We start from the raw sequence: 24,550 nt of genomic DNA, 5'->3' as shown, positions 1-24,550 counted from the left end.
CAACACCCGCCACACGAGGAGCACGTCAGATGCACGATTACATCGTCGTCGGCGCCGGTTCGGGCGGCGCCGCAGCCGCCGGGCGCCTGAGCGAGGAGACGTCCGCACGGGTCTTGCTGGTCGAGGCCGGCGGACAGGACGCGGGCAACGAGTACAAGATCCCGTCGCTCTGGAGCGGGCAGTACGCGACCCCGGGCGACTGGGAGTATTGGTCGGAGCCCGAGCCCTTCCTCGGCGGCCGCCGTCTCCCCTACCCGCGCGGCAAGGTGCTCGGCGGCACCTCCTCGATGAACGCCATGCTCTACGTGCGCGCCATGCCGCTCGACTTCGAGGAGTGGACGGCCGCCGGCCTGCGCGGCTGGTCGTGGGAGGACGTGCTGCCCTACTACAAGCGCGCCGAGGGCAACGTCCGCTTCGAGTCCGGCGTGCACGGCAGCACCGGTCCGCTCGTCGTCTCCGACCGCGTCTCGACCAACAAGCTGACCGAGGCATGGGTGCAGGCCGCGCAGGTCGCCGGCCACCACCGCCTCGACGACTTCAACGGCCCCGAGCGCGAGGGCGTCGGCTTCTGGCAGCTCAACCAGCGGGACGGCAAGCGCTGGTCGACCGCCGACGCCTACGTGCGCCCGGCGCTGGAGCGCCCCAACTTCGAGCTGCTGACCCACGCCCAGACGACGCGGATCCTGTTCGAGGGCCGTCGCGCGGTCGGCGTCGAGGTGCTGCTCCGGGACGGGACGGTGCAGCAGCTGCACGCCGGCACGGAGGTGATCCTCGCCGCCGGCGCGTACAACACGCCGCAGCTGCTGATGCTCTCGGGCATCGGCCCGGCCGCCCACCTGCGCGAGATGGGAATCGAGCTGCGCGAGGAGCTGCCCGTCGGCGCCAACCTGATGGACCACCCCGGGACGCCGTTCATCGTCGGCGTGACCGGCGAGAGCCTGCTCGGGATCGGCAGCGCCGAGGATTGGGAGCGCTACGAGCGCGACGGCGGCGGCCGGCTGTCGTCCAACGTCGTCGAAGCCGGCGGCTTCTTCCGCACGGCCCCGTCGGAGCCGGTGCCCGACGTGCAGATCATCGTCGCGCCGGTGATGCTGGCCGGCGACGGCGTCGGCGCGATGACCCAGCCGGCCTACACCTACATCAGCGAGGTCACACGGCCGACCAGCACGGGCACGGTCGCGCTGCGCTCGTCCAATCCGCTCGCCAAGCCGCGGATCGTGCACAACCACTTCCAAACCGAGCACGACCGCCGCGTGCAGGTCGCCGGGATGCGGATCGCGATGGAGATCGCCGACCACGCGCCGATCAAGGACTACGAGACCGAGCGGCTCGTCTATCCCAGATCCGACAGCGACGAGGACCTGCTCGAGCACATCGAGCGCAGAGGGATGGGCTGGTTCCATCCCACCTCGACGTGCGCGATCGGCCGCGTCGTCGACGACGAGCTGCGCGTGTTCGGCTGCGAGGGGCTGCGCGTGGCCGACGGCTCGGTGCTGCCGCACATGATCCGCGGCAACCCGAACGCCACGATCGTGATGATCGGCGAGCGCGCGGCGGACTTCGCGCTCGGCAGGACGCTCGCGCCGACGGCGGCGGACCGGGCCGGCGCCTGATGGCGGTCGATGCGCAGGGCGTGCTGCTGGCGCTCACGGTGCTGACCTGCCTCAACCACCGTGAGGCGGCGACGGTCGACGCGCTCGCCGGCCGCATCCTGCCCGGCGACGAGCACGACCCGGGCGCGCGCGAGGCCGGTGCGGTCGTCTACGTCGACCGTGCGCTGACGGGCGCCTACGCCAACCTCCGCGAGCTCTACCGGCGCGGCTGCGAGGAGCTCGACGCGTTTGCGATCGAGCGCAGCGACGCGCCGTTCGCGAAGCTGAGCGAGACCCAGCAGGATGAACTGCTGACCGTGCTCTGCGATCCGCTCGCGGCGCAGCGGCCGCAGGCGGCGACCGGCGACGCGCGCCAGGCGCGGCTGGCGTACTTCTTCGCGGTCGTGCGCGAGCACGTGATCCAGGGGACCTTCTGCGACCCGGTCTACGGCGGCAACCGCGACGGCCTCGGCTGGCGGCTGCTCGGCTTCCCCGGCGCGTACTGGGGCTACGGCGAGGGCCAGCACGGCACGTACGGGTTCGACGCCCTCGACCTGCCGGTCAAGACGCTGGCGGACCTGCGCCGCGAGCATGCCGAGCGCGGGCAGGAGCATGCGCGATGAGCGAGCAGATCGACGCGATCGTGGTCGGGATGGGCGCCTCGGGCGCGATCGTCGCAGCCGAGCTGGCAAGCGCCGGCGCCAAGGTCGTCGGGTTCGACAAAGGCCCGGCATACGACGGCGACGACGTGCGCTTCAAGCACGACGAGATCAAGTACTACGTCCGCAAGGAGATCGTCCCGCACATGGGCCGTGACCCGATCACCTGGCGCCCTGACGCCCGCTCCAGAGCGACGGTGCTGCCGTGGGCGGTCGGGCCGCTCGCGGTCGACGAGCCGCTGCATCTGCCGCCGTCGCTGGGCACGGGCGGAGGCACCGTCCACTGGGGCGGCGCCTCCTGGCGGCTGCGGGCGGCAGACTTCCGCATGCGCACCGAGCTCGTCGCGCGCTGGGGCAGGAGCGCGCTGCCGGAGGGCACCGACGTGGTCGACTGGCCGATCACCTACGACGAGCTGGAGCCGTACTTCGACCGCGTCGAGTGGGAGCAGGGCGTCTCAGGTCGCGCAGGCAACGTCAGAGGCAGATCGATCGAGGGCGGCAATCCGTTCGAATCGCCGCGCGCGCGGGACTTCCCGATGCCGCCGCTGCGCAACGGCGCCGGCGACAAGCGCTTCGTGGAGGCGGCTCGTCGGCTCGGATACCACCCGTTCCCCCAGCCGGCCGCGATCGTGACGACCGACGACTTCGCCGAGGGCCGCTCCGGCTGCACCTACTGCGGCTTCTGCCACGGCTACCCGTGTCACGTCGACGCGAAGACGTCCACGCACGTCACGTCGGTGCCGAAGGGCCTGATGACGGGCAACCTCGACCTGCGGCCGCATCACCGCGTGATCGAGGTCCTGCGCAGCGACGACGGACGGCGGGTGCGAGGCGTCCGGTACATCGACCCGGACGGCCGCCGCCGCGAGCTGTTGGCCGATCGCGTGGTGCTCGCCTGCTACTCGCTCGAGAACACTCGGCTGCTGCTCGTGTCCGGCGTGGACGGCAACGGCTGCACCGGCAAGTACTTCATGACCCACAACTACGGCATGTTCGCCGGCCTGATGCCCGAGTACACGAACTCGTTCATGGGGCCGTTGACGGCGGCGAGCGTGATCGACGACGTCAACGCGGAGCTGATTCCCGACAACGACCTCGGCGTGCTGTGGGGTTCGGCGATCACCAGCCACTCGGGAGACATCCAGCCGATCGAGGGAATGCACGCGATGCCGCCGCACGCCCCGACATGGGGTGCAGGCATGAAGGAGTGGGCGCGGCAGAACTTCCGCCGCATGCACGCGATGTACGCGCAGACGGCGAGCCTCCCGTCCGAGCACGCGACGATCGACCTCGATCCGCACGTCGAGGACCCGTGGGGCCAACCGGCGTTGCGAATCACCCACGACTGGACTGACCACGACGTCGCCTCGGTCGAGTACCACCTGCGGATCAAGCGCCGGATCGGTCAGGAGATGGGCATGACCGAGTTCTGGAACGAGACCCCGCGCCCGGCCTGGCACCTCTCCACCCATGAAGTCGGCACCCACCGGATGGGCGAGGACCCGGCGGCGTCCGTGGTCGACCGCCACGGTGAGACCCACGAGTGTGCCGGTCTGTTCGCCATCGGCGGCGGCCAGTTCCCCACCAACCCCAGCTACAACCCCACCACCACGATCATGGCGCTCGCGTACCTGACCGCCGAGCACATCGCACAGGGCGCGACTTCTTGGGGTCCGGCGCCCCCGTCGTGAGCACGGCGGTCGCGCGATGGGCCGGACGAGCCCGGACGCGTTCGCTGCGCGTGCGTCGGCCGGTGGCGGGAAGGGCTCATCCGGCGGCGCCGCTCAGCTGGCGAGGTAGGCGACGACAGCCAGCACGCGGCGGTGGGCGGTCGCGCTCGGCTCGAGCCCGAGCTCGGCGTAGATGTGCGAGACGTGGCGCACGACCGACTTCTCGGCGATCGTCAGCTGCGCGGCGATCGCAGCGTTGCTGCACCCCTGCGCCATCAGCTCCAGCACCTCGAGCTGTCGGCTGGTCAGCTGCGCCAGCGCGTCGTCGCGGCGCGGCCGGCGCAGCAGCGCCGCCACGACCTCGGCGTTCAGCACCGACCCGCCCGCGAGGATCCGCCGCAAGTCGGCGAAGAAGCGGTCGAGATCGGTGATCCGCTGCTTGAGCAGGTAGCCGGTAGCGCGCTCGCCGCTCGCCACCGGCGCCAGCGCGAGCGCCGCCCCGGCCGTCCGCAGCGGCGCGACCGTGATGAACAGCAGCGCCGTCGTCTGCCACACGATCCCGCACGCGAGCAGCAGCGCCCCGATGCCGTTGCTGGGCCGCCGCAGCCACGCGAGCGCGCCCGCCGCGAGGTTGACCCAGCCGACGGCGACCAGCAGCAGCGGCAGCCAGCGCGGCCCGGATGCGAAGCCGGCGAGGACCAGCGGCACGAGCACGAGCCCGAGCAGCAGCGCCGCCGTCAGCGCGAACGCCAGCGCGGCGACGAGCGACCGCCGCCGCGTGAGGCGGTGCGCCGCGCTGATCGACCCTGACGAGACGCCCATCACCCGCAACCCTGCCACAGCCGAGCGCGCGACGAAGGGACTCAGGTCCCTTGCGGGGCCCGGGGCCTGCGCGAGGCTCGGGCGCGGAGCGGTCCCGCAGCGAGACGGTCGCCCATGCCACCGTCGATGGAGGAACGAATGAATCGCATCCAGGGGGCTGTGTGGCGCCGTGCGGCGCCGCTTGCCGCCGTCGCGCTGCTCGGCCTGCTCGTCTGCAGCGCGACCGCTTCCGCGGCCGGCTGGCTGCAGCAGGCGCCGGCCGGAACGCCCGGCCAGGCGTCGCTCTTCCCGAGCGTCGCGGCCGACCGCACCGGTGCGATGCCGGTCGCGTGGTGGTCATACGACATCAGCACCGGCGCCGGCGACGCGTTCGTGCAGCGCTACGCCGCCGACGGCACGCAGCTGCCGGCGCACCCGGTCTCGCCCGTCGGGTCGGCCACCGCGCCGCTGGTCGTGACGGCGCCGGGAGGTGTGACCGTCGCCGGAGCGCTCGCCGGCGCCGGTGAGGCACCCGGCCAGATCGCGCTCGCCTGGATCGGCGCAGACGGTGCGATCTCGGCGCGGCAGACCGTCGCGCTCGACGGCGAGCCCACCTCCGGCGGCGACGGAAGCTTGCCGACCCCCGGCCTCGCCCTCGCCGTCGCCGACGACGGCACCGCGACGGTCGCGTGGGTCGTCGTCGACGACGACGGCGGCTCGACCGTCAAGCTGCGCCGCGTCGGCCCGAGCGGCCCGCTCGCGCCGGCGCTCTCGTTCCACGACGACTCCGACGCGCCGACGCCGACGCTCGCGGCCGCGCCCGACGGCACGGTCTTCGCCGCCTGGGCCCCGAGCGAGGACGACGGCGACGTCGCCGTCGTGCGGCTCGCGTCGGACGGCACGGTCGACGCCGGGCCGACGGCGCTGCCGGGCGGCGCGAACACGCAGATCGCGCTCGACGCCGGCGCCGAGGGCGCGGCGCTCGCCTGGAGCAGCTTCGCGGGCGATGGGAGCGCGCTGCGCGTCGCGCGGCTGCTGCCGACCGGCGCCGTCGCCGCGCCGGCGACGACGGTCGTCGACCACCTCCAGGGCTCCGTGGCGCTCCCGGACGTGCTCGCCTCCCGCACGGGCACGATCACGGTCACGTGGGCGCAGATGACGATGTCCGACGACGAGGACGCGCCCTCCGGCGCGGCACGCTGGTTCGCGCGGGTCTCAGGCGACGGCGCCGTCGCCGCACGGCCGCTCGACGCCGACGGACAGGTGAGCAGCCCGCTCCTCGGCGCAGCGCCGCTCGGCCGCGCGGCGGACGGCAGCGAGCTCGTCGCGTACGGGCGCGTAGGCCTGACGGCGGAGATCGCCTGGCGCGCGGTCGCCGAGGACGGCGCGCTCTCCGCGGCCGAGCCGCTCGCCGCCGCGCAGCTCGGCGCCGTGCTGCAGGGCGGGTTCGCGATCTCCCCCGGCGGGGGTGCGCTGGCGTGGATCAACGGCGCCCTCGCGCCGCCGAACGAGCTGCCGACGATCGCAGCCGCAATCTACGACGCGATCCCCCCGACGCTGCAGGCGTCGATCCTCGCCACGGCGCAGGTCGGCGACGACGTGCCGCTGTCGGCGGTCGCCGGGGATCGCGACGCGGTCGCGCTGCACTGGGAGTTCGGCGACGGCTCGGAGTCCCGCGCGGCCACCGTGCACCAAGCCTTCGCGCGACCCGGCAGCTACGTCGTGCAGGTGACCGCGACCGACTCGCCGGCAACCAGTCGGTCCGCAGCGCGACCGTCGCGGTGAGCGCCGCCGGCGGCCCGGGCGGCCGCACGGGCGGCGAGACGCAGACGCGCACGCAGGTCCGCGCCGCCGCGGCGCTGAGACTCACGCGCGTGACGCGCTCCGGCCTGCGCGTGACGATCGCCGGCCGCCTCTTCGCGCGCGCGAGCGGGCGCGTCGAGATCGCCTACCGCCTCGGCAGCGGCAGAAGCGCCCGCACCGCCCGCGCCCGCACGGCGATCAGACGCGGCGTCTTCAAGACGACGCTGCGCCTGCGCGGCCCGCTTGCCAGGATGCGCGAGACCGGGCGCAGGTGACCGCCGTCTACCGCGGCAACGCGGCCGTCCGCGCCGGCACCGCGCGGCTGCGAATCGCGGCGCCGGCCACGCCCGCGCGGGTCCGCCGCTGAGCCCGACGCACGAGCGATAGGACGGCGCGGGCCGGTCGCGACCACGCCCGCGCCGTCGTCCGCGCGCAGCCGGGCGGGCGACGCTCGATCAGCGGATCGGCGGCAGCGCCTGCCGGCCGGCGCCGGCACCTCATGAGAACGGAACGGCTGACCAGCGAGGAATGGCGTCGCGCGGCATCATCGTGGCGAGCCGGGAGCAGGCAGGTCGTCGCACGCAGAACCAGCCATGAAGCCCCAACCGATGACGTTCGAGCAATGGCGCCGTGAGGCGCCCGCCCGTCGCGCCGAGAGCGCGCAGCTCATCGCATGTCTCGGTCCGATCAGACGCGACGAGCCCCGTGCCCCACCGAGGCCGAGTTCTCGCGCGGCATCGGCACGCCCGAGCGGCTCATCGGCCCGACCTCGTAGCCACCGGGTTCGACCACCCAGCACCTCCAGAACGACGAAACCCCCGCCGGAGCGAGGGTTTCGCTAGTACTCCCAACGGGTCGTAAGTCGAACCCCGTCGCGCGGCTGGCGGGCGAGTCGATCTCGCGGCGGTGAGGTCGTCGGGGCTTGCTCAGCCGCCGACCGCAGCTCGCGCCCAAGCGCGAATCTCGTCGATGAGCGCGAGGGTCGCTTGTCGGTTCAACGCAGGCTCATCGTCGGTTTCGTAGCGGAAGTCGACTGCCCACGGGCTCAACTCGCCCGCGTTGAGAACAGCGGCAGGAGCCTCGATCGCATGTGCCTCGACAAGCCCAATCAGGTACCCGAGCGCGTGCGTCTTCGCGTACTGGATCTCGCGCGCTGCCAAGACTGCCTTGAGCGCCTTCTCAACAGCCTGCTGCGCGTGAAAGCCGACGATGGCGTCAGCGATCTCAGCGTCGGCGACCACCCGCCGCACGAGCGTGATGTCGTCGTCGGCGCGATCGAGCAGGACCCGCGCGAGGTCCCGACCGTCACGCGGTGGCAAGCTCGCGGCCCTCGCTCAGCGCAGCATGAACGATCGAGTTCTTCACTCCGGCCCACTCGGCCGCGTACGCCTCGCTCACGACCACGATGTCGATCGGCACACCGAACGACCGCACCTCGCGCTCCAGCCGCACCATCTCCGCGTGCCGGTCGGGCACGTCCCGCTCGATCACGAGGAAGTCGAGATCGCTGTCAGGTCCTGCGTCGCCCCGTGCATGCGACCCGAACAGCACGACCCGAACCGGAGATCTGGCCGCGTTCGCGAGCCGGCGCCCAGCAAGCTCTATGACATCACCCGAAACCATCAGGACCAGAACGGTACAGCGCGCTCCCACCGGGTTCGACCACCGAGCACTTCCAGAACGACAAAAGCCCCGCCGAGGCGGGGCCTTTCTCGTCATACCGCTACGGGGATTCGAAACCGGGGCCGCGCCGACGCCGGCATCCCGCCACAGCAGGGAATCGCCGTCGCGACGGGCGATTGCGCGCGCATCACGTTGCCCGGTTCGACCCATCAGAACCCACACGATCACCGTTCCACCGTCCCACGACCGTCCCACGGTCACGACCCCTTCGCCACGTCGGCGAACAGCGCTTCGAGCTTCGCCGCCGTCTCGATGTGGTCGTCGGGCATCAGGTGGCCGTACACGTCCTCGGTCGTGCGCGTGCTCCGGTGCCCCATGTACGACGAGAGCGCGACGCTCTTGACCCCGGCCTTGATGAGGTAGCTCGCGGCGCAGTGCCGCAGCTCGTGCAGTCCGATCGGTACGAGCAACTCGTCAGGGCGAAGCTCGCGCCCTTCCTCCTCTGCCGTCAGGCGCCGGCGGGCGTTCTCCGCCTCCCACGCCGCGAGAGCACGATTCCGCACCGTCGAAGGCGTGAACGGCGCCTCCGGCTGGCGCCCGAAGACGAGATCGTCGCCTCGGCGTCCAGTCCGGAGCTTGTGCGCCGCGAGCATCACGCGGACCGGACCGATCAACGGCACCGACCGCCTGCCGCTCTCGGTCTTCGTCGCCTTCGCGCCCGTCACGTCGTCCCAGCTCCGGCGGACGTGGACGCGGGCGTCTCGTGACGCGAGATCGTCCACATCGCTCCATCGCAGAGCGCGCAGCTCGCCACGCCGGAGGCCGGTTGTCAGCGTGACCGCCCACAACGCCTGCTCCTCGACCGGGAGCGCCTTCACCAGCTCCCAACCCTCCGCCGGCGTCACGATCCGATCGCGGCGCCCGCCGCCGCCCGGCAGCTCCAAGTCGGCGGTCGGGTTGACGTGCGCCAGCCCGTCCCGCACCGCCTTCTTGAACAGCCGCTGCACTGGCGCGACCTTGTTCCGCACCGACTTCGGCTCGAACTCGGCGGTCAGCTCGTCCACGACCGCCTGCACGTGCTGGCGCCTGATCGCCGACAGCCGCTTGCTCCGCAACCTGCTCGGAATCCAGTAGTTGCGCAGGTCGCCTACGTAGCTCCGACCGGTCGCCGGCGCGTACGCTCTGCCCGAGCGCGTGCGCCAGCTCCCATCCTCGATCCCAGCGATCATCCGCTCGGCGTACTGCTCGAACGTGACCTCTGTCGCCGCTCGCAGACCGCCACGCCGGACCTCCACGAGCCCCTCCTGCCGCCACCGCCGCGCCTCAGGGCGGCTGCTCGTCCACGGTCCGTGAATCCACTTGCTCTTCTCCGCGTCCCACACGCGGCCACGGAACCTCGGCTCGCCGCAGTTGCAGCGCCGGCCCTCGTTCCACGAGCACCGCTTCGGATGTCGCTCCTCGATCCCCTGCTCTCTGCGCCGTCTAAGGGCCATCAGCTCGCCCCTTCCGCTTCCGCCGGATCGTCGCTGCCGGCGAGCGCGCGACCTGTCTCCGCGTCCACTCGTCCAAGCCCCACACCGGGAAGAACTTGGTGCCGCCGACGAGGTACGACGGCAGCTCGTCCCTGACCTTGTCGAACTGGTTGGGCGACAGGCCGAGCGCGAACGCCGCCTCCTGCCGCTGGTACGCGATCGGGACGACCGTCTTGGGCTTCGGCGGCGTCATGCCGCACCCCCGCGCTGGTGGTGCGGCGATCCTTCGCCGGCAGAGCCGGAGCCGTCACCTCCGGCCGAACTGCGCGATGAACGAGAACACCGCCGAGCCCGTGGACGTGCTCGACCTCCCGTACGCCCTGGCGCACCGCTGGTGCCCGACTGGCCGCGCCGCAGCATCGCGCCCGCGACGCCTGTGCTCGTGGCCCCAAGGAGCCGTCCTCGGCAGAGCTTCTCGCAGATGCCGCGCGACTGACGCTGTACACGCTCGACAGCACGGCGCGCACGTCGCCGACGCTCGGTGCGTCTGGCGAGCACGTCATCCAGCGCGGCTTGAAGGTCGCGGCCGAGTCGATCGGATGCGGCGGAACGGCACCGGGTCGGACGGTCACGCACGAGCCGCGATCCCGCACCGCGCGGCGTCCAAGCTGATCTCGGCGCGAGACCGACGCGACGCCGCGTTGCACCGCGCCGGGGAAGTGCGTCCTGCCGAGGATGTAGATTGCCCATCGTCGCTGCTCCTTCACGTCAAGCGGCCCCGCGAGCCGCACCCCTGGCAGGGGGTGGCGGCTCGCTTTCTTTGGGGAGACGCCCGGCACTCTAACCGGCCCGCTCGGACGGAAATATGTGCTGTCGTTTACCGACGAGCGCTCAACTATCGCCGTGCTGAGCGTTGAACTATCGCGCTCTCCCGCACAGGTTCGGACCTCGATCACGTCCACCGCAATCGCGAGAAAGGCCTCGCCGGCGGTGCGGATCGGCGCGGTGAGGAAGTCGCCCGCCGGGTCGGCGGGCACGAGCGCCGTTCCGGCGCTAGGTTGGGTCGCGTCCATCGGAGTGCACTCTCCTGTGGGCCAGGCGCCCGGCTGCTACCAACAGCGCGGGCGCCAACTTGTTCGTGTGTCGACGATCGTACACCGGAACTTCCACGAGTTGAAGCACACGGCTGAGGGCGCGATCCGACAGGAACGGTCCGGACCGGCGCGTCCGTTCGCCGTCTCTGCGAGCCTCGCCCAATGCGCAGCCGCTCACGAAGCGCCGTCCGCCGAGTCGCCGATGGCGTCTCGCCGCCGGGTGGGGTGTCGTCAGCATGGATGCGGCGAGAGACAGCGTTCGTCACCGGTGTGGTGTTGGTGCTGGCAGTCGCGTTCGCGGCGACCTCCGATCCTCCGCCACGCGACTACTTTGCAACGGCCGTGCAGGTGATCCCGACGCTGTTGATCGCAGTGGCAGTTGAGCGGAAGTTCCTCTTGCGATTGCACGATCGCGGCGGGCCGTTTGATCGGAAGGTAGTGGCATTCATCGGTCTGTTCGTAGGGGTTTCCGAGATTCTCGGCCTCCAGGCGTTAGCGTTCGACGAACTGCGCCGCATCGCGCTCGGCACGACACTCGTCGCCCAAGTCGTGCTCGTCGCAGCCGTGATCCTGCCGCTCATCGCAGGGGAGCCGAAGCCGACAGGCGCCCGCACTAGTCGCGCCGGCTCGCCACCGCTGCAACCAGAGCCAGACGGCGTTGATTCCTCCGAGGCGCGCCCGGAGCGATGAGCGTCGCGCAGGCCATCGTGACCGTCCTCGTCGCTCTCGGCGGTATCGGTTTGGGTGCGCTGCTGTCCCGCCACAACGAGCGCCGATCGCACGCTGACCGGCTGCTCGTGGACGCGCTGAACGATCTCGTCAGCGCCGTCGCCGAAGTCGCCAACGGCGGCGGCCTCGACGCACAAGCCCGGTATGCCTCCGCAGCAGCCCGAATCGCGCTTCACGCGCCTGGGGAGGTCGTCGAGGCGTTCCGCGCATTTCAGGTCAACGCGACCACGGGAACGGCTGACGGCCGCAGTCGTTTCCTCCACGCGCTCCAGACTGCGCGGCGGGCAACAGGCGCAGACGACGTAACGAACGACCAGCTCGCGGCTCTGATCTTCGGTCCGCCCCGGCCACTTCGCGAGGCAGTTCGACCGATGACGGCTCACCACCTCGCGCCGAGAGGCACGTAGACGGGAACCTACGCGACGCGACGGCGCAGGCGAATCCGCGAAGCGCGGTCGTCGCTCAACTCGAACAGGTGCCGGTAGTGCGAATGCCGTGCACGAAGCCGAAGTTGGTCGCTCGGCGGATGCTCGCCGTTGAGCTTGCGGTACAGGTCGCGCTCGGCGATCTCGGCGGCGATCTCGTCGCGGTCCATCCAGCCGCCGCCGTGCGCCTCCAGCACCATGACCATCGCGGAATCGAGCGCGCGCCGGCTCATTGAGTCTGAGCCTATCTACCAGCCGCCGGAGCGGCCGGCGTGCGGGCGGAGAGGCGCTGCGATCATCCTGACTTCACTCTCTCGCTTGCCAGTACGAAAGGAATCGCGTGTCGGACGACCAGCCGCTGCATCCCTCTGCATTAGATCTCGCCCACATCGAGATGCGCGGCGCGCCTGACGCCATGTTGAACGACCTGCTGCTGTGGGCCGATATTGGCCTCGGGCTTGGTGTCGCACTTCTCGTCAACGGCATGGTGATCATGGGACAGCTCGGTCGTCCTGAGGCGATGGCGAACGCAGTAGACGCCCAGCTCACGACCGTCTACATGCGGCTGCCGAAGCCCGATGGACTGTCCGACGAGGAATGGACCAGAGCGGGCCGCAACATCAGCACGCAGATCACCTCAGGCGTGGCCGTCTTCCGAGAGCAACTCGAAGAGCTGGAGCAAGACGCAGAGCCACATGGTGGAAGGGGCGGCATCGACATCACGTCGGTCCCGGCTGAGCTTGCCCGGCGGATCATCAGCGCCGACGTGCGGACTCACCTGACGATCGAGAACGCTCGCATCTCGGCTCCTGCCCAGCCTGGAGCCACCCGCGTGGCGGTGATGCGCGTTCCGGTATCCGCCGTCGCCGGCTGGTGGCTGCTCGAATCGGACGAGACAGGAAGAAGCTCGACTCCATTGTGGGAACCCCTCGAAGAGGCGAGATAGCCAGAGCGCACCGCCCGACGAGGCGTAAAGCTCTCGGCGCCATCGCCGGCGGCGTCGTCCACGGCATCGTGCCTCGCTGCTGCACCGGCAACGCACCGCCGTCTGATTGCCTGCGGCGCCAGCGGCGAGCACAGGGCTCGCCGACGACCGGGGAGGCCCTGTGCCAGCAGGCCACGCGTTCACCGACGACTTCAGCCTTGACGAGGAGCCCGAGCAGCTCCTCCGTCGCCTGCTGCACGCCAGCGATCACTTCGGCGAGATGGGCTACGCGATCGAGTCGCACAGCCCGACCGGGCTCGTGCTCGTGCGCCGCTTCGTGCCGGCGGCGGTCTATCGCGTGCCGCTCGGGATCGCGGTCGCCGTGTTCCTGCTCGGCGCGCTCGTGGACGGCACCGACCCGGTGGCGGCCGGTCGGATCGCCGGCATCATGGTCCTGCTCGCGATCGTCATCTCGATCGCCGTACGCGCGACGGAGCGCGTCACGATCACGTTCACGGCGGCCGACGACGGGACCGACGTGCTCGTCAGCGGCCAGGCGACGCCGGCGCTGCGCGGCTACATCGAGTCGTTCGCCGCCGTCACCGCCGTGACGCCGTGAGCGACGAACGCCGCCCGAGCCGATGAGTGGCAGGGACGGCGCTCGCCGACGATAACGCACGTCAGCATCGCTCATCCTACGCGCCGCAACGGCGCCACGCGGCCGATCTCCCGGCCTCCGCGCCGCCGGATCGCCGGATCACCGTCCGACCGGCGGCGCCACGTCCACGCGGTCGTCCCGCAGACCCTTCCGCAGACGAGACACCGACCGCTCCGGGTAGTCGGTGATCTCCACGATGAGCTTCATCGGCGAGCGGCGGCGGATCATCGCGTGCGCCGTCGCGCGTCTCTGCTCGGCGTCATCGCCCGCCGCCTCTCGCGGATGCAGCTTGCCATCCTCGCCGAGCGCGGCAAGCAGCACCGGCAGCGCGCGCTCGGCATCGCCGGCCGGTGCGCCGACGTACGCGCGTTCCCACGCCTCGCGTGTCCCGCGCAGCGCCTCGATCGCAGCTCTCCGCGCATCGCCGTCTGACGGCCAGAGCACCACCCCCGGCGGCGGGTTGCGCGCGGACGCGAGCACCAGCGGGGTCCGCTCCACGACCTCCGACCATGCCGCCTCGAACGACAGGCCGCGCTCGCGCGCTTCGCGGAGCAGCCGGACGACCTGCGGAGCCGCGTCCTCGTGCAGCACCGGCGGAGCCACCGTGCCGGCCTCGCGCCGCTAGATCCCCAACCGGCGGGCCGCCGCCTGCATCCGGCGCAAGTCGCGCTCGGCGCGTGCGAGGCGCGTCTCGGCGCGCTCCAGCTTCAGCTCGTCGTCGCCGTTGATCGCCCAGCTCGCCGCCGCGTCCTCGAATGCGAGCGCGGCGCTCTCCGCCACCCGTCTCGCTTCCGCCAGCCGCAGCCCGAACTGGTACGTCGCGGTCTGCCGGTCGCGCTTGCGCTGCGCCTCCGCAGCGACGCCGGAGCGGTGCTGCGCGTCGAGCCGCTCACGCTCCTGCCGCTCCTCGCGCTCCCACGCCGTCTCGATCATGGCCTCCACGTCCTCAGCCCTCCGTCTTCGTCGTGATGCCATGGATCGACAGCGCGTCGTCTGCGCTCTCGACGATGCCCAGCTCGGCCGCGAGCGAGGCGAACTCGCCGCTCGCCGCGTCGTCGTCGCCGGCGCTCTCGCGCACAGCGGCCGCCGTCAGCGGCACACCCTGCTGATCGCGCTCCTCGGCCTCGCCGACGAGCCGGTCGATCACGTCCTCGGGCACCGTCCGCCCGAGCGCCTCCGCCGCCTCGATCGCTCTCCACACGAAGTCGACGTGCGTCGCGTGCTCGCCTGCACCTTCGCTCACCGCGCCGGCGGCCCCGGCGCCGGCCTTCTGCCAGGCGTCCACCGTCTCGTCGCCGACGAACGTGCGCAGAAGCGCCTCGTCGGCCTCGTTCACCGTCGTCATCGATCCTGCCCTCCGGTTGATGCGGCGCACAACTGCGCCGCCAGCTCGCGGAGCGCGTCGTCACCTATCGACTCGCACGCCCGCCACAACGCCATGCCGACGCGCTCCGGCGCCTCCTGCGCGCAGACCGCCGCCGCGACTGCGACGCGCGCCCGGCGCAAGCTCGTCAGCCGCTCCAGCGCTGCCGTCCGCTCCGCCGGCGTCCGCGCGTTCACGGCCTGATGCGCGACGGCCTCGGCCGGCGGTGCGAAGCGCGTCTCGTCGAGCAGCAGCGCCGGCGTCAGCTCCACCACGGTCACGCCGCGCTCCGTGCGCGATCCGCTCCCCAACTCAGGACGTTCAACGTCCCTTCCGAGCCGCCGTCGCGAGCACGTCGAGCGATCCGGCGCACCGTGCGATCCGACACGCCGACTGCCTGCGCCACGAGGACCTGCCGCGCACCTCTCGCCAGCAGGTCGAGCACCACGGCGTCACGAGCAGATCGAGCGTCATCGGTCACGAACGACAGGACATCACGCAATGCACGGCGATACCACGAGCCCCGCCACAGCGGGCGATCTCGGCTACATCGCGTGCGGACAGCGCCGGCCGCTACGACGCGCGTCTGCGGCGCAGGTACAGCAGCTCGAACACCTCGAACGGCGTCAGCTCCGCCAACCACACCCACGGCGGCGCCGGGCCGCCCTTGCGTGCCACCACGTTGGGGTCCCAGCGCGCGGCCTCGCCCGTCTGCGGGTTCACCGCCACCTCGTCCGCCTCGACGCCCTCCCACTCGTCTCCTCCGCCGGGAAGCGACGGCATCGGCGGCGCATCCGGATCGCCGGGCTCGACCGCGACCGCCAGGTAGTCCGCGTCCACATCGTCGAGCTGCGCGAGCGTGCCGATCGCGGCCTCGCGCGCTGTCTCGGCCGGCCAGGTGTACGACTCCGGCTCGCCACCGTAGGTGCTCACCTTCACCTCGAACTCGTGCATGGCGCGAATGTAGACCCACCGCCCGACGACGCCGGCGACGGGCCTACCTCCGGCGCAGCAGCAGCAGCTTCACCGTGCGCTCGACGACGGCCAGGCGCCGGCGCACGTCGTCGAGCGCCCCCAGCTCGGCACGCATCTCGCGCCGCACCTGCTGCACCGCCTGCTCCCGCGCCAGGCGAGCGATCGTCGCCTCGCGGATGTACTGCGCGGTCGCCACGCCGTCGTCCTCGGCGCGGGCCTTCAGCTCGACCCACGTGCTCGCCGGGAAGCGCACCGTCGTCGTGTGCATCCGGCCGCCGCTGGGCTCGCCGTCGTCATGTCGCGCCGCGCCCGCCATCGCCGCCGGCTACTGGCCCCTGCGCGCGTCAGCCCACACGATCACGGCGACGAGCGCGAGCGCCCGCGCCTCGCCGTCCCAGCCCTCCGGATCGGCGCCGTCCGCGCCTTCTCCCGCCGCCTGCTGGCCGAGCGCGGCACGAACCCGCCGCACCGCCTCCGCGACCGGCTCGGGCGCCAGCTCGCCACGCTCGATCGCGGCCGCCAGCTCGGCGGCGAGAGCGCGCGCCGTGATCGCCGGCATCGCGCCCTCGCCCACCAGCTCGTCGAGCAACCGCGCCGGGTCGTCGAGCCGCTCCCGCAGCCAGCCGGTGAAGGCGGCGACCCACGACGTGTGCCACTCGGCGCCCCACTCGCGCAGGTTCGGGTCGTCGCAGCCGATCGCCGCCAGCGCGACAGCACCACGGAAGTCTTCCGGTGTACTCGCCGCGTCGGCGACGGAGAGCACCCGCGCCGCCCGCAGCGAGCCGTCGAGCATCCCCAGCTCCAGCACAAGCGCCTCCAGCTCCGCGCGGTCGAGGCCCGCCAGGAAGCGCGCCAGCTCGCCGGCGCCGGCGTCCACCGCCGCGCGCAGCTCCTCCAGCAGCCTGCGGCGACCGCTCACGACCGCCCCCAGAGCCCGCCGGCGGCGCCGTCGTCGAGCAGCCGACGCGCCTGCTCGGACCCTGCCGCCGGCGACAGCGCCACGACCGCCTCCGCCAGCTCGTCGCCTTCCAGCTCGGCGAGCAGCTCCAACAGCCGCTCGTCGCCCGTCTCGGCCGCCGCGCGCAGCCGCTCGTGCAGCTCGACGCCGGTCACTGCTCGCGCTCCACGTAGCGCGCCGCGAACTCGTCGCGCAGCTCGGTCAGCAGCTCTCCGGCGAGCAGCTCCGCCAGCGCCGGCTCGACCCGCGCCGCACGCTCCAGCGCGTTCAGCGCGCAGCGCGGCGAGACGTGCAGCTCGACCGCCCGCCACCCCAAGCTCGCGGCCGCGCCGGCGAGCACCACTGCCGAGTCGCCGTCCTCGTGCTCCACCGCCGCGTCGAGCAGCCTGCCCACGTCGGTGATCGCTCGCGCGAGCTGCGCCTTGCCGACGCCCTTCGACCGACGCCAATACGGCGGGCTCGTCAGCACCCGCACGAACCCGCCAGCGCGGCCGCCGACCTCGCTCCGCGCCGTCATCGCCGACCCCCGCCCCGACGACGCGACCGCGCCCGCTCCCATCGCAGCGACGGCCGCGCCTGGACGCCTGCCGTCTCCGCGCAGCTCGTGCACAGCGTCTCGCGCGGCGTGTGGCGGTACACGATCTCGCGCCCGATCCGCAGCACGCCGGCGCACCTCGCACAGCACCCGTCCTGCACCGCGATCGTCAGCCACCACTTCGACGCCGACGACCCCGACGACCGCGAAGCGACCCGTCGCGCCTCCGTCGCCGCCCGCTGTCTGCGCTTCCTCTCTCGCTGCTTGTAGCCCATCGTCTGCTCCGTTCTCTCGTTGCCTCCGGCCGCGCTGCGCGCACGCTGGAGCGCCCCTCTTGTGGGGCCGGTCGTCCGTCTCTGCCTCGTTCGCGACGCTCTCCGGCACCCACACCGACGACCCCCTCTAGGCCCTCTCGACGAGGTCCGGGGTGGCCGGCTGGCGGCTCATCAAGACGAGCGCCATGGTCGTCCCGCCGTCCGCGCTCCGTAGCGCGAACCTCCTGCTCGGGGCCGCGCTCGAAGCGCGGCTCGCGTCGCTATGTCGCCGGGAGCTACCGGCCGTCGCGCTCGCTAGGCTTCGGCGTCCTCCGTTCCGTCAGGTCGAGGATTCGCACGAAGGCCGGCCGCCCGCCGGCCTTCGTCGCGTCTGGGGAAGGTCATGGGCTCGCCGCGCTCGATCTGCTCAGCGACCCGCAGCAGCGCGGACAGGTCGAGCCCGAGCGCGTCAGCGACGGCGCGAAGGGTCGTCCACGACGGATCGCCGCGCCCGCTCTCGATCGCGCCGACCGCGTTCTTGCCGAGCCCGGCGGCCCGGCTCAGGTCGTGCTGCGTGAGTCTCGGCTGCACTCGCGCGACCGCCACGGCGCGCCCGAGCGCGACCCTCGCCGGCACCAGCTCGCGCGCCATCAGGCCGCGCTCCGGTGCACGCCCAGCGCGCTACATTCGCACGCTCGATCGGAGGCCGCCGAAGCGTCGCACCAACGGCGGGCGGCGCGGCGAACGAGTCGCGTTTCGGCACGCGCCGTCCCACAGACCGTCCCACGAAGCGTCAAGAACGACGAAAGCCCCGCTGTGGCGGGGCCTTCGGTGATACCGCTACGGGGATTCGAACCCCGGTTTCCGCCGTGAGAGGGCGGCGTCCTAGTCCCCTAGACGATAGCGGCAGGGGGCGGTCAGAGTAGCAAAGCGCGCGGGGGTCGCGGCGGGCGGTCCTGCGGCGGGGGCCGAGGCGCTTTTTGGGCGCCGACCGTGTATCTTCGCTGAGCGATGCCACGCGGCTGTGGCGGAATCGGTAGACGCGCAGGCTTCAGGTGCCTGTGAGCTTCGGCTCGTGGAGGTTCAAGTCCTCTCAGCCGCACTGACGCGAAGGCCCGCCCACCCGGCGGGCCTTCGTCGTTGCGGGAGGACGCGGAAGGTGGGGTTGTCCCCAGGCGGCAGACGCCCGTGAGCGCCATGGCGCGGCGGCGCGCGGCGCTCGATCCTTGTCTGCATGACGGATCAGACCGCCAGCTGCGAGGAAGGCTGCCATGACCGACGCTACGACAGATAATCCGACGATGCCGCTCGATCCGCCGACGATGACGGTGCGCCCGCTCGGGGCCAAGCTGAGCGCGCGCTGGTGGCGCGACTTCGTGTTCCACAGCGTCGGGCTCGTCACCAGCACGATCGGCTTCACGCTGTGGGTGACGGCCGTCTCGGTGACGCTCTCGCTGCTGATCTTCCTGATCGGCCTGTTCGTCGCGCTCGGCTCGTTCTACGCCTTCCGCTGGTTCGCGCGGCTGGAGCGGCGGCGCGCGGCGCTCGTGCAGGACCTCCCGATCCCCGAGCACTACCGCGACGCGCCGAAGGGCAGCGGCTGGTTCGAGCGACTCAAGTTCATCGTCAAAGACCCCGCCAGCTGGAAGGACTTCGCCTGGACGCTGCTGTGCGGCACGCTCGGCTTCGCGATCTCGATCGTCGCCGTGACCCTGTGGGGGCTCGTGCTCGGGCTCGTCACCCTGCCCGCTTGGTACTGGGCGCTGCCCGACACCGCCAACATCGGCATCTACGAGGTGGACACGTTCCCGATGGCGCTGCTGACCGCCGCCATCGGCATCGTCCTGATCCCCGTCTGCGGCTGGTTCGCGCACCTGCTGACGCAGGCCGAGCTGGCGATGATGCGCCCGCTGCTGCGACCCAGCCGCGAGGAGCAACTGGCCGAGCGCGTCGAGGTCCTCACCAGCACGCGCGCCAATGCCGTCAGCGCGCAGGCGGCCGAGCTGCAGCGGATCGAGCGCGACCTGCACGACGGCGCGCAGGCGCGGCTCGTGGCGCTCGCGCTCAACCTCGGGATGGCGGCCGACAAGTTCGACAGCGACCCGGAGCAGGCGCGCGAGCTGCTGGCCGAGGCGCGCGGCGAGGCGAGAACGGCGTTGGTCGAACTGCGCGACCTCGCGCGCGGGATCCACCCGCCGATCCTCACCGACCGCGGCTTGGAGGCCGCCGTCACGGCACTCGCCGCCCGCTCCCCGCTCGCCGTCACGATCGAGGCCGACGTGCCCGACCGGCTGCCGCCCGCGGTCGAGGCCGCCGCCTACTTCGTCGTCGCCGAGGCGCTCGCGAACGCGACCAAGCACTCGCGCGCGCTGCGGGTGCTCGTGCGGCTGCGGCTCGACGGCGGGCGACTCGTGGTCGAGGTCGCCGACGACGGCATCGGCGGCGCCAACGCCGACGGCAGCGGCCTCGTCGGCCTGCGCCGCCGCGTCGAGGCGCTCGACGGCGAGCTGCACGTCGTCTCCCCCCGCTCCAGCGGCACGACGCTGCACGCGGAGGTACCGTGCGCGAGATGAGCGTCGACGAGGCCCAGGCATGCGCATCGTGATCGCGGAGGACCTCGCGCTGCTGCGCGACGGGATGATCCGGCTGCTGCGCGACAGCGGGCACGAGGTCGTCGCCGCGGTCGAGGACGGCGACGCGCTCGTGCGCGCGGTCACAGGGCACAAGCCTGACATCGCCGTCTGCGACGTGCGGCTGCCGCCGTCGTTTCGCGACGAGGGGGTGCGCGCCGCTTTGGAGGCGCGCAGACGCGTGCCGGGGACCGCGATCCTGATCGTCTCGCAGTACGTCGAGGAGACCTACGCGACCGAGCTGCTGGCCGACGGGCAGGGCGGCGTGGGCTACCTGCTGAAGGACCGCATCGCGGACGTGCGCGAGTTCGTCGACGCGGTCGAGCGGGTCGCGGGCGGCGGGACCGCGATGGATCCAGAGGTCGTCGCCCAGCTCGTCACCCGCCGCGGCCACGACGGCCCGCTCGACGATCTCACCCCGCGTGAGCGCGAGGTGCTGGAGCTGATGGCCGAGGGCCGCTCCAACGGCGCGATCGCCGGCCAGCTGGTCGTCACCGAGGGCGCCGTCGAGAAGCACATCTCGAACATCTTCGGCAAGCTCTCGCTGCCGGTCTCCGACACCGACCACCGTCGCGTGCTGGCGGTGCTGGCGTACCTGCAGGGTTAGAGGCGCCGCGCGCTGAGCCGTCGCCCGCGCGGGTGAGCGCGAGCCGTCGAGCCGGCCGCTCAGCCGGCGCCAGGCGTACTGCCGCCGCGCGCCGTCGCCGGCTCCCCCGCCGCGATGCTCGCCAGCAGCGCCAAGCCCTGCGCCGAGGCGCTGCCCGGATCGGCGTGGTAGACGACGATCGTCTGGCCGTCGCTGCCGGTCACGGCGAGCTTCTCGTAGTGCAGCTCCAGCGCGCCGACCTGCGGATGCTGCAGGCGTCGCACGCCGCCGCCGGTGCGCGGGCGCACGTCGTGACGCGCCCACAGCCGGCGGAAGTGGTCGCTGCGTATCGACAGCTCGCCGACCAGCTCGGCCAGCTGCGGATCGTCGACCTCGGGACCGGCCAACGCGCGCGCCCCCGCGACGACGCTCTCCGCCACTCGCTCCCAGTCGTCGCCGTAGAGGTCGCGCACCGCCGGGTCGAGGAAGACCGCGCGCAGCGCGTTGACGCCCGGCTCGTAGATCGGCGACAGCGCCCGCGCGAGCGCGTTGGAGGCGAGCACCTCCCCCAGCCGGCCCTGCACGATCGCGGGCGTTTCGTGCCAGCCTTCGATCAGCTGCACGAGGCCGGGCCGCACGCGCTCGGGCCGGCGCGGTGCCGGGCGTCTGCGCCGCGGCGGATGCGCGAGGCCGTGCAGGTAGACCGTCGCGTCGTCGTCGAGCTGCAGCGCCCGCGCGAGCGCGTCGAGCACCTGCGCGGACGGATGCTGATCGCGCCCCTGCTCCAGCCGCACGTAGTAGTCGCTGCTGATCCCCGCCAGCAGCGCCAGCTCCTCGCGCCGCAGGCCCGGCACGCGCCGCCGGCCGAGGTCGGGCAGGCCGACGTCCTCGGGCCGCACCAGCTCGCGCCGCGCGCGCAGGTACTCGCCGATGCGGTTGGCGGAGCCGGACTCCATCCACCTCACGATAGCCCGCGCCCGCGTCCGATTTCCACCACCGAAGGATTGCTGCTGCTCTACGACAGCAATCCTTCGGTCCTCCGCGGGATCGCGCCGGTTCCTGGCCCTGTCACCCCCAGGATCGCCACGGCCCTGTCTGCCCGGCCCCGGCGCGCGCACACTCGCATCATGCCTTCCACCACACCGATCACCACCCCGTTCGGATTCCGCTCGACCGCCGCCGAGGTCGCCGCGGGGATCGACCTCCGCGGCAAGCGCGCGATCGTCACCGGCGGCGCGTCGGGGATCGGCGTCGAGACCGCCCGCGCGCTGGCCGGCGCGGGCGCCGCCGTCACGCTCGCCGTGCGCGACGCGGAGGCCGGCGCGCGGGTCGCCGCGGAGATCGCCGCGAGCCTCGACCGCGCCGCAGGCACGAACGCGACCGCTCCCGGAGCCGTCACCGTCCTCGCGCTGGACCTTGTCGACCGCGCCTCGATCGCCGCCTGCGCCGCCACCTGGGACGGCCCGCTCGACATCCTCGTCAACAACGCCGGCGTGATGGCGACGCCGGAGCAGCGCTCGCCGGAGGGCTGGGAGCACCAGTTCGCGACCAACCACCTCGGCCACTTCGCGCTCGCGCTCGACCTGCACGACGCGCTCGCCGCCGCTCGCAACGCGCGCATCGTCGCCGTCAGCTCCAGCGCGAACCTGCTCTCGCCGGTGGTCTTCGACGACGTCGACTTCGACTTCCGCCTCTACGACCCCGGTGCCGCCTACGGGCAGTCGAAGACCGCCAACGTGCTGTTCGCCGTCGGCGCGACACGGCGCTGGGCCGCCGACGGGATCACCGCCAACGCGCTCAACCCGGGCGCGATCGCGACGCGGCTGCAACGCCACGTCGGCAACAGACTCCTGACCCCGCCCGAGCGGCAGAAGAACACCGAGCAGGGCGCCGCGACGTCGGTGCTGCTGGCGACCTCGCCGCTGCTGGAGGGGATCGGCGGGCGCTACTTCGAGAACTGCAACGAAGCCGCGGTGCTGGACAGACGCAGCGCGGACTTCAGCGGCGTCGCCCGCTACGCGCTCGACCCCGCGAACGCCGAGCGGCTGTGGGAGCTGTCGCTGGAGCGGGTGGGGTAGCGGGCACGCGGCGCGGCGGCCGCTCACGGGCGTGCGCCGGCGGCGCTGCGCTCACAGCAACTCCAACAACCGCCGCTCGTGCACCAGTTCCCGCGCGAGCGTCTTGTAGCCGACGCTGTCGAACAGCACGACGAGATGGTCCCCGTCGACGCGCTGGACCTCGCCCTCGCCCCAGTTGCGGTGGCGCACGCGGGTGCCGGCGGGGAAGCGCTTCTCGGGCGCGTCGCGGGCGCCGGCCGCGCCGCGGGCTCCGCGTGAGTCGGCGCGCGCGTCACGCGCCGCCAACCGCTCGCACACGTCGCAGTTGCCGCACCGCTCAGGCGCGTCCTCGCCGAAGTAGCTGAGCAGGAAGCGGCGGCGGCAGCCGTCGGTCTCCGCGTAGCCGCGCACCATCGCCAGGCGCGACTCGGCGAACAGCTCGCGCTGGTCGTCGGCGGCGACGGCGCGCGCGACGGCCTCCTCGACCGGCGGCGCGCCGGCCGCGCGCTCGACCTCGCCGTCGGCGTGGACCTCGACCTCGCCGACGTCCTCCAGCCGCGTCACCGCCGCCGTCAGCTTCGAGCGCGAGAAGGCGAGGCGCTCGCGCAGCGTCGTCGGGTCCAGCGGGCCGGGCGCGGCGGCGACGGCGCGCGCGACGCGGTCGAGATCGTCGGGCGTGAGCGGGCCGGCGCCGCGCAGGAAGCGACGCGTGCCGAGATCCTCGGGGCGATACAGAAGGATCGCCGTCGCAGGCTCGCCGTCGCGCCCGGCGCGGCCGATCTCCTGGTAGTAGGCGTCGAGCGACTCGCTGACCGCCTGGTGCACCACGAAGCGGACGTTCGGCTTGTCGACGCCCATCCCGAACGCGGTCGTGGCGACGACGACGTCGAGCGCGTCGTCGTCGAAGCGGCGCTGCACGTCGTCGCGCTCGTGCGTCGTGTGGCCGGCGTGGTAGGCAGCGGCGCGCCACCCGCGCGTGCCGAGCGCCGTCGTCAGCGCATCCGCCGCTCTGCGCGTCGCGGAGTAGACGATCCCGGGCTTGGCGAGCGCGTCGATCCGCTTCAGCAGCGCCGCCTGCTTGTGCTTCTCCTCATGGTGGCGCTCGACGGCGAGGCGGATGTTCGGCCGGTCGAAGCCGCGCACGACGACGTGCGGCTCGCGCAGCCGCAGCCGCTCGACGATCTCGTGCCGCACGGGCGGCGCGGCCGTCGCCGTCAGCGCGAGCGAGACGGGGTGGCCGAGCTCCTCCACGAGCGGACCGATCCGCAGGTAGTCGGGGCGGAAGTCGTGGCCCCACTCCGAGATGCAGTGGGCTTCGTCGACCACCAGCAGCGACGGTCTCACGCGCTGCAGCTCCTCCCGCACCTCGGCGTTGGCGAGCTGCTCGGGGGCGAGGAAGAGGAACTCGACCGATCCCTCCTCCAGCCGCTGCAGCGTGCGCCTTCGCGCCCGCTCGCCGAGGCGCGAGTTGAGCGGCGCGGCCTCGCCCGGCAGGTGCGCGTCGATCGAGCCGGCCTGGTCCTGCTGCAGCGCGATCAGCGGCGAGATCACGATCGTCGGCCCGTCGAGCAGCAGCGCCGCGATCTGGTAGATCGCCGACTTGCCGGCGCCCGACGCCATCACGGCGAGCGTGTCGCGCCCCACCAGCAGCGGCTCGATCGCCTCCCGCTGCCCCGGCCGCAACGCGCCGAAGCCGAAGACCTCGCGGGCGATGCGGTCGATCCGGTCGGCGGCCATGTGG

General features: G+C 72.6%; 31 protein-coding genes and 2 tRNA genes. 14 read left to right on the top strand and 19 right to left on the bottom strand.

Annotated elements, in window-relative coordinates; genetic code table 11:
* The first annotated feature begins 29 nt into the window (after window positions 1-29).
* The 3 genes from Q7L65_RS24180 to Q7L65_RS24170 are packed head-to-tail and all read left to right on the top strand — an operon-like array spanning window position 30 to window position 3,942.
* Complete coding sequence (locus Q7L65_RS24180; protein WP_304725304.1) at window positions 30-1,613, top strand: GMC family oxidoreductase; 1,584 nt, start codon at window positions 30-32, stop codon at window positions 1,611-1,613.
* Window positions 1,613-2,215, top strand: a complete 603-nt coding sequence (locus tag Q7L65_RS24175) for a gluconate 2-dehydrogenase subunit 3 family protein (protein ID WP_304725303.1) — start codon at window positions 1,613-1,615, stop codon at window positions 2,213-2,215. Before Q7L65_RS24180 ends, Q7L65_RS24175 begins: the two co-directional genes overlap by 1 nt.
* A complete protein-coding gene (locus tag Q7L65_RS24170) occupies window positions 2,212-3,942 on the top strand; it encodes a GMC family oxidoreductase (RefSeq protein ID WP_304725300.1) in 1,731 nt (576 codons plus the stop codon). The genes Q7L65_RS24175 and Q7L65_RS24170 overlap by 4 nt, the downstream gene beginning before the upstream one ends.
* A 93-nt stretch (window positions 3,943-4,035) precedes the next feature.
* On the opposite strand, the gene Q7L65_RS24165 is transcribed toward Q7L65_RS24170, so the two are convergent.
* Window positions 4,036-4,743: a LuxR C-terminal-related transcriptional regulator gene (locus Q7L65_RS24165; RefSeq protein WP_304725298.1), complete on the bottom strand. Its 708-nt coding sequence runs from the start codon at window positions 4,741-4,743 to the stop codon at window positions 4,036-4,038.
* Between the two features lie 138 nt (window positions 4,744-4,881).
* Here Q7L65_RS24165 and Q7L65_RS24160 point away from each other — a divergent pair, with 138 nt between their 5' ends.
* Window positions 4,882-6,507: a PKD domain-containing protein gene (locus tag Q7L65_RS24160; protein WP_304725296.1), complete on the top strand. Its 1,626-nt coding sequence runs from the start codon at window positions 4,882-4,884 to the stop codon at window positions 6,505-6,507.
* Window positions 6,504-6,800 (top strand): hypothetical protein, encoded by a 297-nt coding sequence (locus Q7L65_RS24155; protein WP_304725293.1) that lies wholly within the window; start codon window positions 6,504-6,506, stop codon window positions 6,798-6,800. The genes Q7L65_RS24160 and Q7L65_RS24155 overlap by 4 nt, the downstream gene beginning before the upstream one ends.
* A gap of 651 nt (window positions 6,801-7,451) precedes the next feature.
* On the opposite strand, the gene Q7L65_RS24150 is transcribed toward Q7L65_RS24155, so the two are convergent.
* The 4 genes from Q7L65_RS24150 to Q7L65_RS24135 all read right to left on the bottom strand — a co-directional run bounded on the left by Q7L65_RS24150 (window position 7,452) and on the right by Q7L65_RS24135 (window position 9,873).
* Entirely contained in the window at window positions 7,452-7,844 is a 393-nt protein-coding gene (locus Q7L65_RS24150; RefSeq protein ID WP_304725291.1) for a HEPN domain-containing protein, read from the bottom strand.
* Window positions 7,831-8,178 (bottom strand): nucleotidyltransferase domain-containing protein, encoded by a 348-nt coding sequence (locus Q7L65_RS24145; RefSeq protein WP_304725290.1) that lies wholly within the window; start codon window positions 8,176-8,178, stop codon window positions 7,831-7,833. The genes Q7L65_RS24150 and Q7L65_RS24145 overlap by 14 nt, the downstream gene beginning before the upstream one ends.
* A gap of 227 nt (window positions 8,179-8,405) precedes the next feature.
* Entirely contained in the window at window positions 8,406-9,443 is a 1,038-nt protein-coding gene (locus Q7L65_RS24140) for a site-specific integrase (RefSeq protein ID WP_304725288.1), read from the bottom strand.
* Window positions 9,444-9,630: 187 nt separating this feature from the next.
* A complete protein-coding gene (locus tag Q7L65_RS24135) occupies window positions 9,631-9,873 on the bottom strand; it encodes a hypothetical protein (RefSeq protein ID WP_304725287.1) in 243 nt (80 codons plus the stop codon).
* Between the two features lie 1,003 nt (window positions 9,874-10,876).
* Here Q7L65_RS24135 and Q7L65_RS24130 point away from each other — a divergent pair.
* Window positions 10,877-11,404, top strand: coding sequence for a hypothetical protein (locus tag Q7L65_RS24130; protein WP_304725285.1), 528 nt, complete (start codon window positions 10,877-10,879; stop codon window positions 11,402-11,404).
* Window positions 11,401-11,850, top strand: coding sequence for a hypothetical protein (locus tag Q7L65_RS24125; RefSeq protein WP_304725282.1), 450 nt, complete (start codon window positions 11,401-11,403; stop codon window positions 11,848-11,850). The genes Q7L65_RS24130 and Q7L65_RS24125 overlap by 4 nt, the downstream gene beginning before the upstream one ends.
* Before the next feature lie 8 nt (window positions 11,851-11,858).
* Here the strand turns inward: Q7L65_RS24125 and Q7L65_RS24120 are convergent, their stop codons facing one another.
* The gene (locus Q7L65_RS24120; protein WP_304725280.1) at window positions 11,859-12,101 is read right to left on the bottom strand and encodes a hypothetical protein; all 243 of its coding nucleotides are present in this window, start codon (window positions 12,099-12,101) and stop codon (window positions 11,859-11,861) included.
* Window positions 12,102-12,208: 107 nt separating this feature from the next.
* Between Q7L65_RS24120 and Q7L65_RS24115 the strand changes: the two genes are divergently transcribed.
* Together Q7L65_RS24115 and Q7L65_RS24110 are read left to right on the top strand one after the other, a co-directional pair.
* The gene (locus tag Q7L65_RS24115; RefSeq protein ID WP_304725278.1) at window positions 12,209-12,814 is read left to right on the top strand and encodes a hypothetical protein; all 606 of its coding nucleotides are present in this window, start codon (window positions 12,209-12,211) and stop codon (window positions 12,812-12,814) included.
* Between the two features lie 160 nt (window positions 12,815-12,974).
* Window positions 12,975-13,412, top strand: a complete 438-nt coding sequence (locus tag Q7L65_RS24110) for a hypothetical protein (RefSeq protein WP_304725276.1) — start codon at window positions 12,975-12,977, stop codon at window positions 13,410-13,412.
* A gap of 138 nt (window positions 13,413-13,550) precedes the next feature.
* Here the strand turns inward: Q7L65_RS24110 and Q7L65_RS24105 are convergent, their stop codons facing one another.
* The 9 genes from Q7L65_RS24105 to Q7L65_RS24065 form a co-directional block, all read right to left on the bottom strand.
* Window positions 13,551-13,931 (bottom strand): hypothetical protein, encoded by a 381-nt coding sequence (locus tag Q7L65_RS24105; protein WP_304725274.1) that lies wholly within the window; start codon window positions 13,929-13,931, stop codon window positions 13,551-13,553.
* 141 nt (window positions 13,932-14,072) lie between these two features.
* On the bottom strand, window positions 14,073-14,384 hold the full coding sequence (locus Q7L65_RS24100; RefSeq protein WP_304725272.1) for a hypothetical protein: 312 nt from the start codon (window positions 14,382-14,384) through the stop codon (window positions 14,073-14,075).
* Window positions 14,385-14,397: 13 nt separating this feature from the next.
* On the bottom strand, window positions 14,398-14,796 hold the full coding sequence (locus Q7L65_RS24095) for a hypothetical protein (protein WP_304725270.1): 399 nt from the start codon (window positions 14,794-14,796) through the stop codon (window positions 14,398-14,400).
* Window positions 14,793-15,095 (bottom strand): hypothetical protein, encoded by a 303-nt coding sequence (locus Q7L65_RS24090; RefSeq protein ID WP_304725268.1) that lies wholly within the window; start codon window positions 15,093-15,095, stop codon window positions 14,793-14,795. The genes Q7L65_RS24095 and Q7L65_RS24090 overlap by 4 nt, the downstream gene beginning before the upstream one ends.
* 292 nt (window positions 15,096-15,387) lie before the next feature.
* Complete coding sequence (locus Q7L65_RS24085; RefSeq protein ID WP_304725266.1) at window positions 15,388-15,768, bottom strand: hypothetical protein; 381 nt, start codon at window positions 15,766-15,768, stop codon at window positions 15,388-15,390.
* Window positions 15,769-15,811: 43 nt separating this feature from the next.
* On the bottom strand, window positions 15,812-16,105 hold the full coding sequence (locus Q7L65_RS24080; protein ID WP_304725264.1) for a hypothetical protein: 294 nt from the start codon (window positions 16,103-16,105) through the stop codon (window positions 15,812-15,814).
* Between the two features lie 9 nt (window positions 16,106-16,114).
* Window positions 16,115-16,708, bottom strand: a complete 594-nt coding sequence (locus tag Q7L65_RS24075; protein WP_304725262.1) for a hypothetical protein — start codon at window positions 16,706-16,708, stop codon at window positions 16,115-16,117.
* Window positions 16,705-16,902 carry a hypothetical protein gene (locus tag Q7L65_RS24070; RefSeq protein ID WP_304725260.1) on the bottom strand — a complete coding sequence of 66 codons (198 nt, stop codon included), beginning with the start codon at window positions 16,900-16,902 and terminating at the stop codon, window positions 16,705-16,707. The genes Q7L65_RS24075 and Q7L65_RS24070 overlap by 4 nt, the downstream gene beginning before the upstream one ends.
* Complete coding sequence (locus Q7L65_RS24065) at window positions 16,899-17,264, bottom strand: hypothetical protein (RefSeq protein WP_304725258.1); 366 nt, start codon at window positions 17,262-17,264, stop codon at window positions 16,899-16,901. Before Q7L65_RS24065 ends, Q7L65_RS24070 begins: the two co-directional genes overlap by 4 nt.
* Before the next feature lie 108 nt (window positions 17,265-17,372).
* On the opposite strand from Q7L65_RS24065, the gene Q7L65_RS24060 reads away from it, so the two are divergent.
* Entirely contained in the window at window positions 17,373-17,552 is a 180-nt protein-coding gene (locus Q7L65_RS24060) for a hypothetical protein (RefSeq protein WP_304725255.1), read from the top strand.
* 299 nt (window positions 17,553-17,851) lie between these two features.
* Here Q7L65_RS24060 and Q7L65_RS24055 read toward each other — a convergent pair whose 3' ends face one another.
* Window positions 17,852-18,187, bottom strand: a complete 336-nt coding sequence (locus Q7L65_RS24055; protein WP_304725254.1) for a helix-turn-helix domain-containing protein — start codon at window positions 18,185-18,187, stop codon at window positions 17,852-17,854.
* 184 nt (window positions 18,188-18,371) lie between these two features.
* Window positions 18,372-18,444, bottom strand: a tRNA-Glu gene (locus tag Q7L65_RS24050).
* A 110-nt stretch (window positions 18,445-18,554) separates the two neighbouring features.
* On the opposite strand from Q7L65_RS24050, the gene Q7L65_RS24045 reads away from it, so the two are divergent.
* The 3 genes from Q7L65_RS24045 to Q7L65_RS24035 all read left to right on the top strand — a co-directional run bounded on the left by Q7L65_RS24045 (window position 18,555) and on the right by Q7L65_RS24035 (window position 20,773).
* Window positions 18,555-18,638, top strand: a tRNA-Leu gene (locus Q7L65_RS24045).
* Window positions 18,639-18,837: 199 nt separating this feature from the next.
* Entirely contained in the window at window positions 18,838-20,109 is a 1,272-nt protein-coding gene (locus Q7L65_RS24040; protein ID WP_304725252.1) for a sensor histidine kinase, read from the top strand.
* A gap of 19 nt (window positions 20,110-20,128) precedes the next feature.
* On the top strand, window positions 20,129-20,773 hold the full coding sequence (locus Q7L65_RS24035; protein WP_304725251.1) for a response regulator transcription factor: 645 nt from the start codon (window positions 20,129-20,131) through the stop codon (window positions 20,771-20,773).
* 59 nt (window positions 20,774-20,832) lie between these two features.
* Here the strand turns inward: Q7L65_RS24035 and Q7L65_RS24030 are convergent, their stop codons facing one another.
* Complete coding sequence (locus Q7L65_RS24030) at window positions 20,833-21,708, bottom strand: helix-turn-helix domain-containing protein (protein ID WP_304725250.1); 876 nt, start codon at window positions 21,706-21,708, stop codon at window positions 20,833-20,835.
* Between the two features lie 171 nt (window positions 21,709-21,879).
* On the opposite strand from Q7L65_RS24030, the gene Q7L65_RS24025 reads away from it, so the two are divergent.
* On the top strand, window positions 21,880-22,830 hold the full coding sequence (locus Q7L65_RS24025; RefSeq protein WP_304725248.1) for an SDR family NAD(P)-dependent oxidoreductase: 951 nt from the start codon (window positions 21,880-21,882) through the stop codon (window positions 22,828-22,830).
* Between the two features lie 51 nt (window positions 22,831-22,881).
* On the opposite strand, the gene Q7L65_RS24020 is transcribed toward Q7L65_RS24025, so the two are convergent.
* Window positions 22,882-24,546 (bottom strand): ATP-dependent DNA helicase RecQ, encoded by a 1,665-nt coding sequence (locus Q7L65_RS24020; protein WP_304725246.1) that lies wholly within the window; start codon window positions 24,544-24,546, stop codon window positions 22,882-22,884.
* Window positions 24,547-24,550: the final 4 nt, after the last annotated feature.

Source organism: Conexibacter sp. CPCC 206217, from assembly GCF_030646165.1.
GTDB lineage: Bacteria > Actinomycetota > Thermoleophilia > Solirubrobacterales > Solirubrobacteraceae > Conexibacter.
The sequence above is the reverse complement of the archived record's forward strand: the minus strand, read 5'-3'. Positions and strand labels throughout refer to the sequence as shown.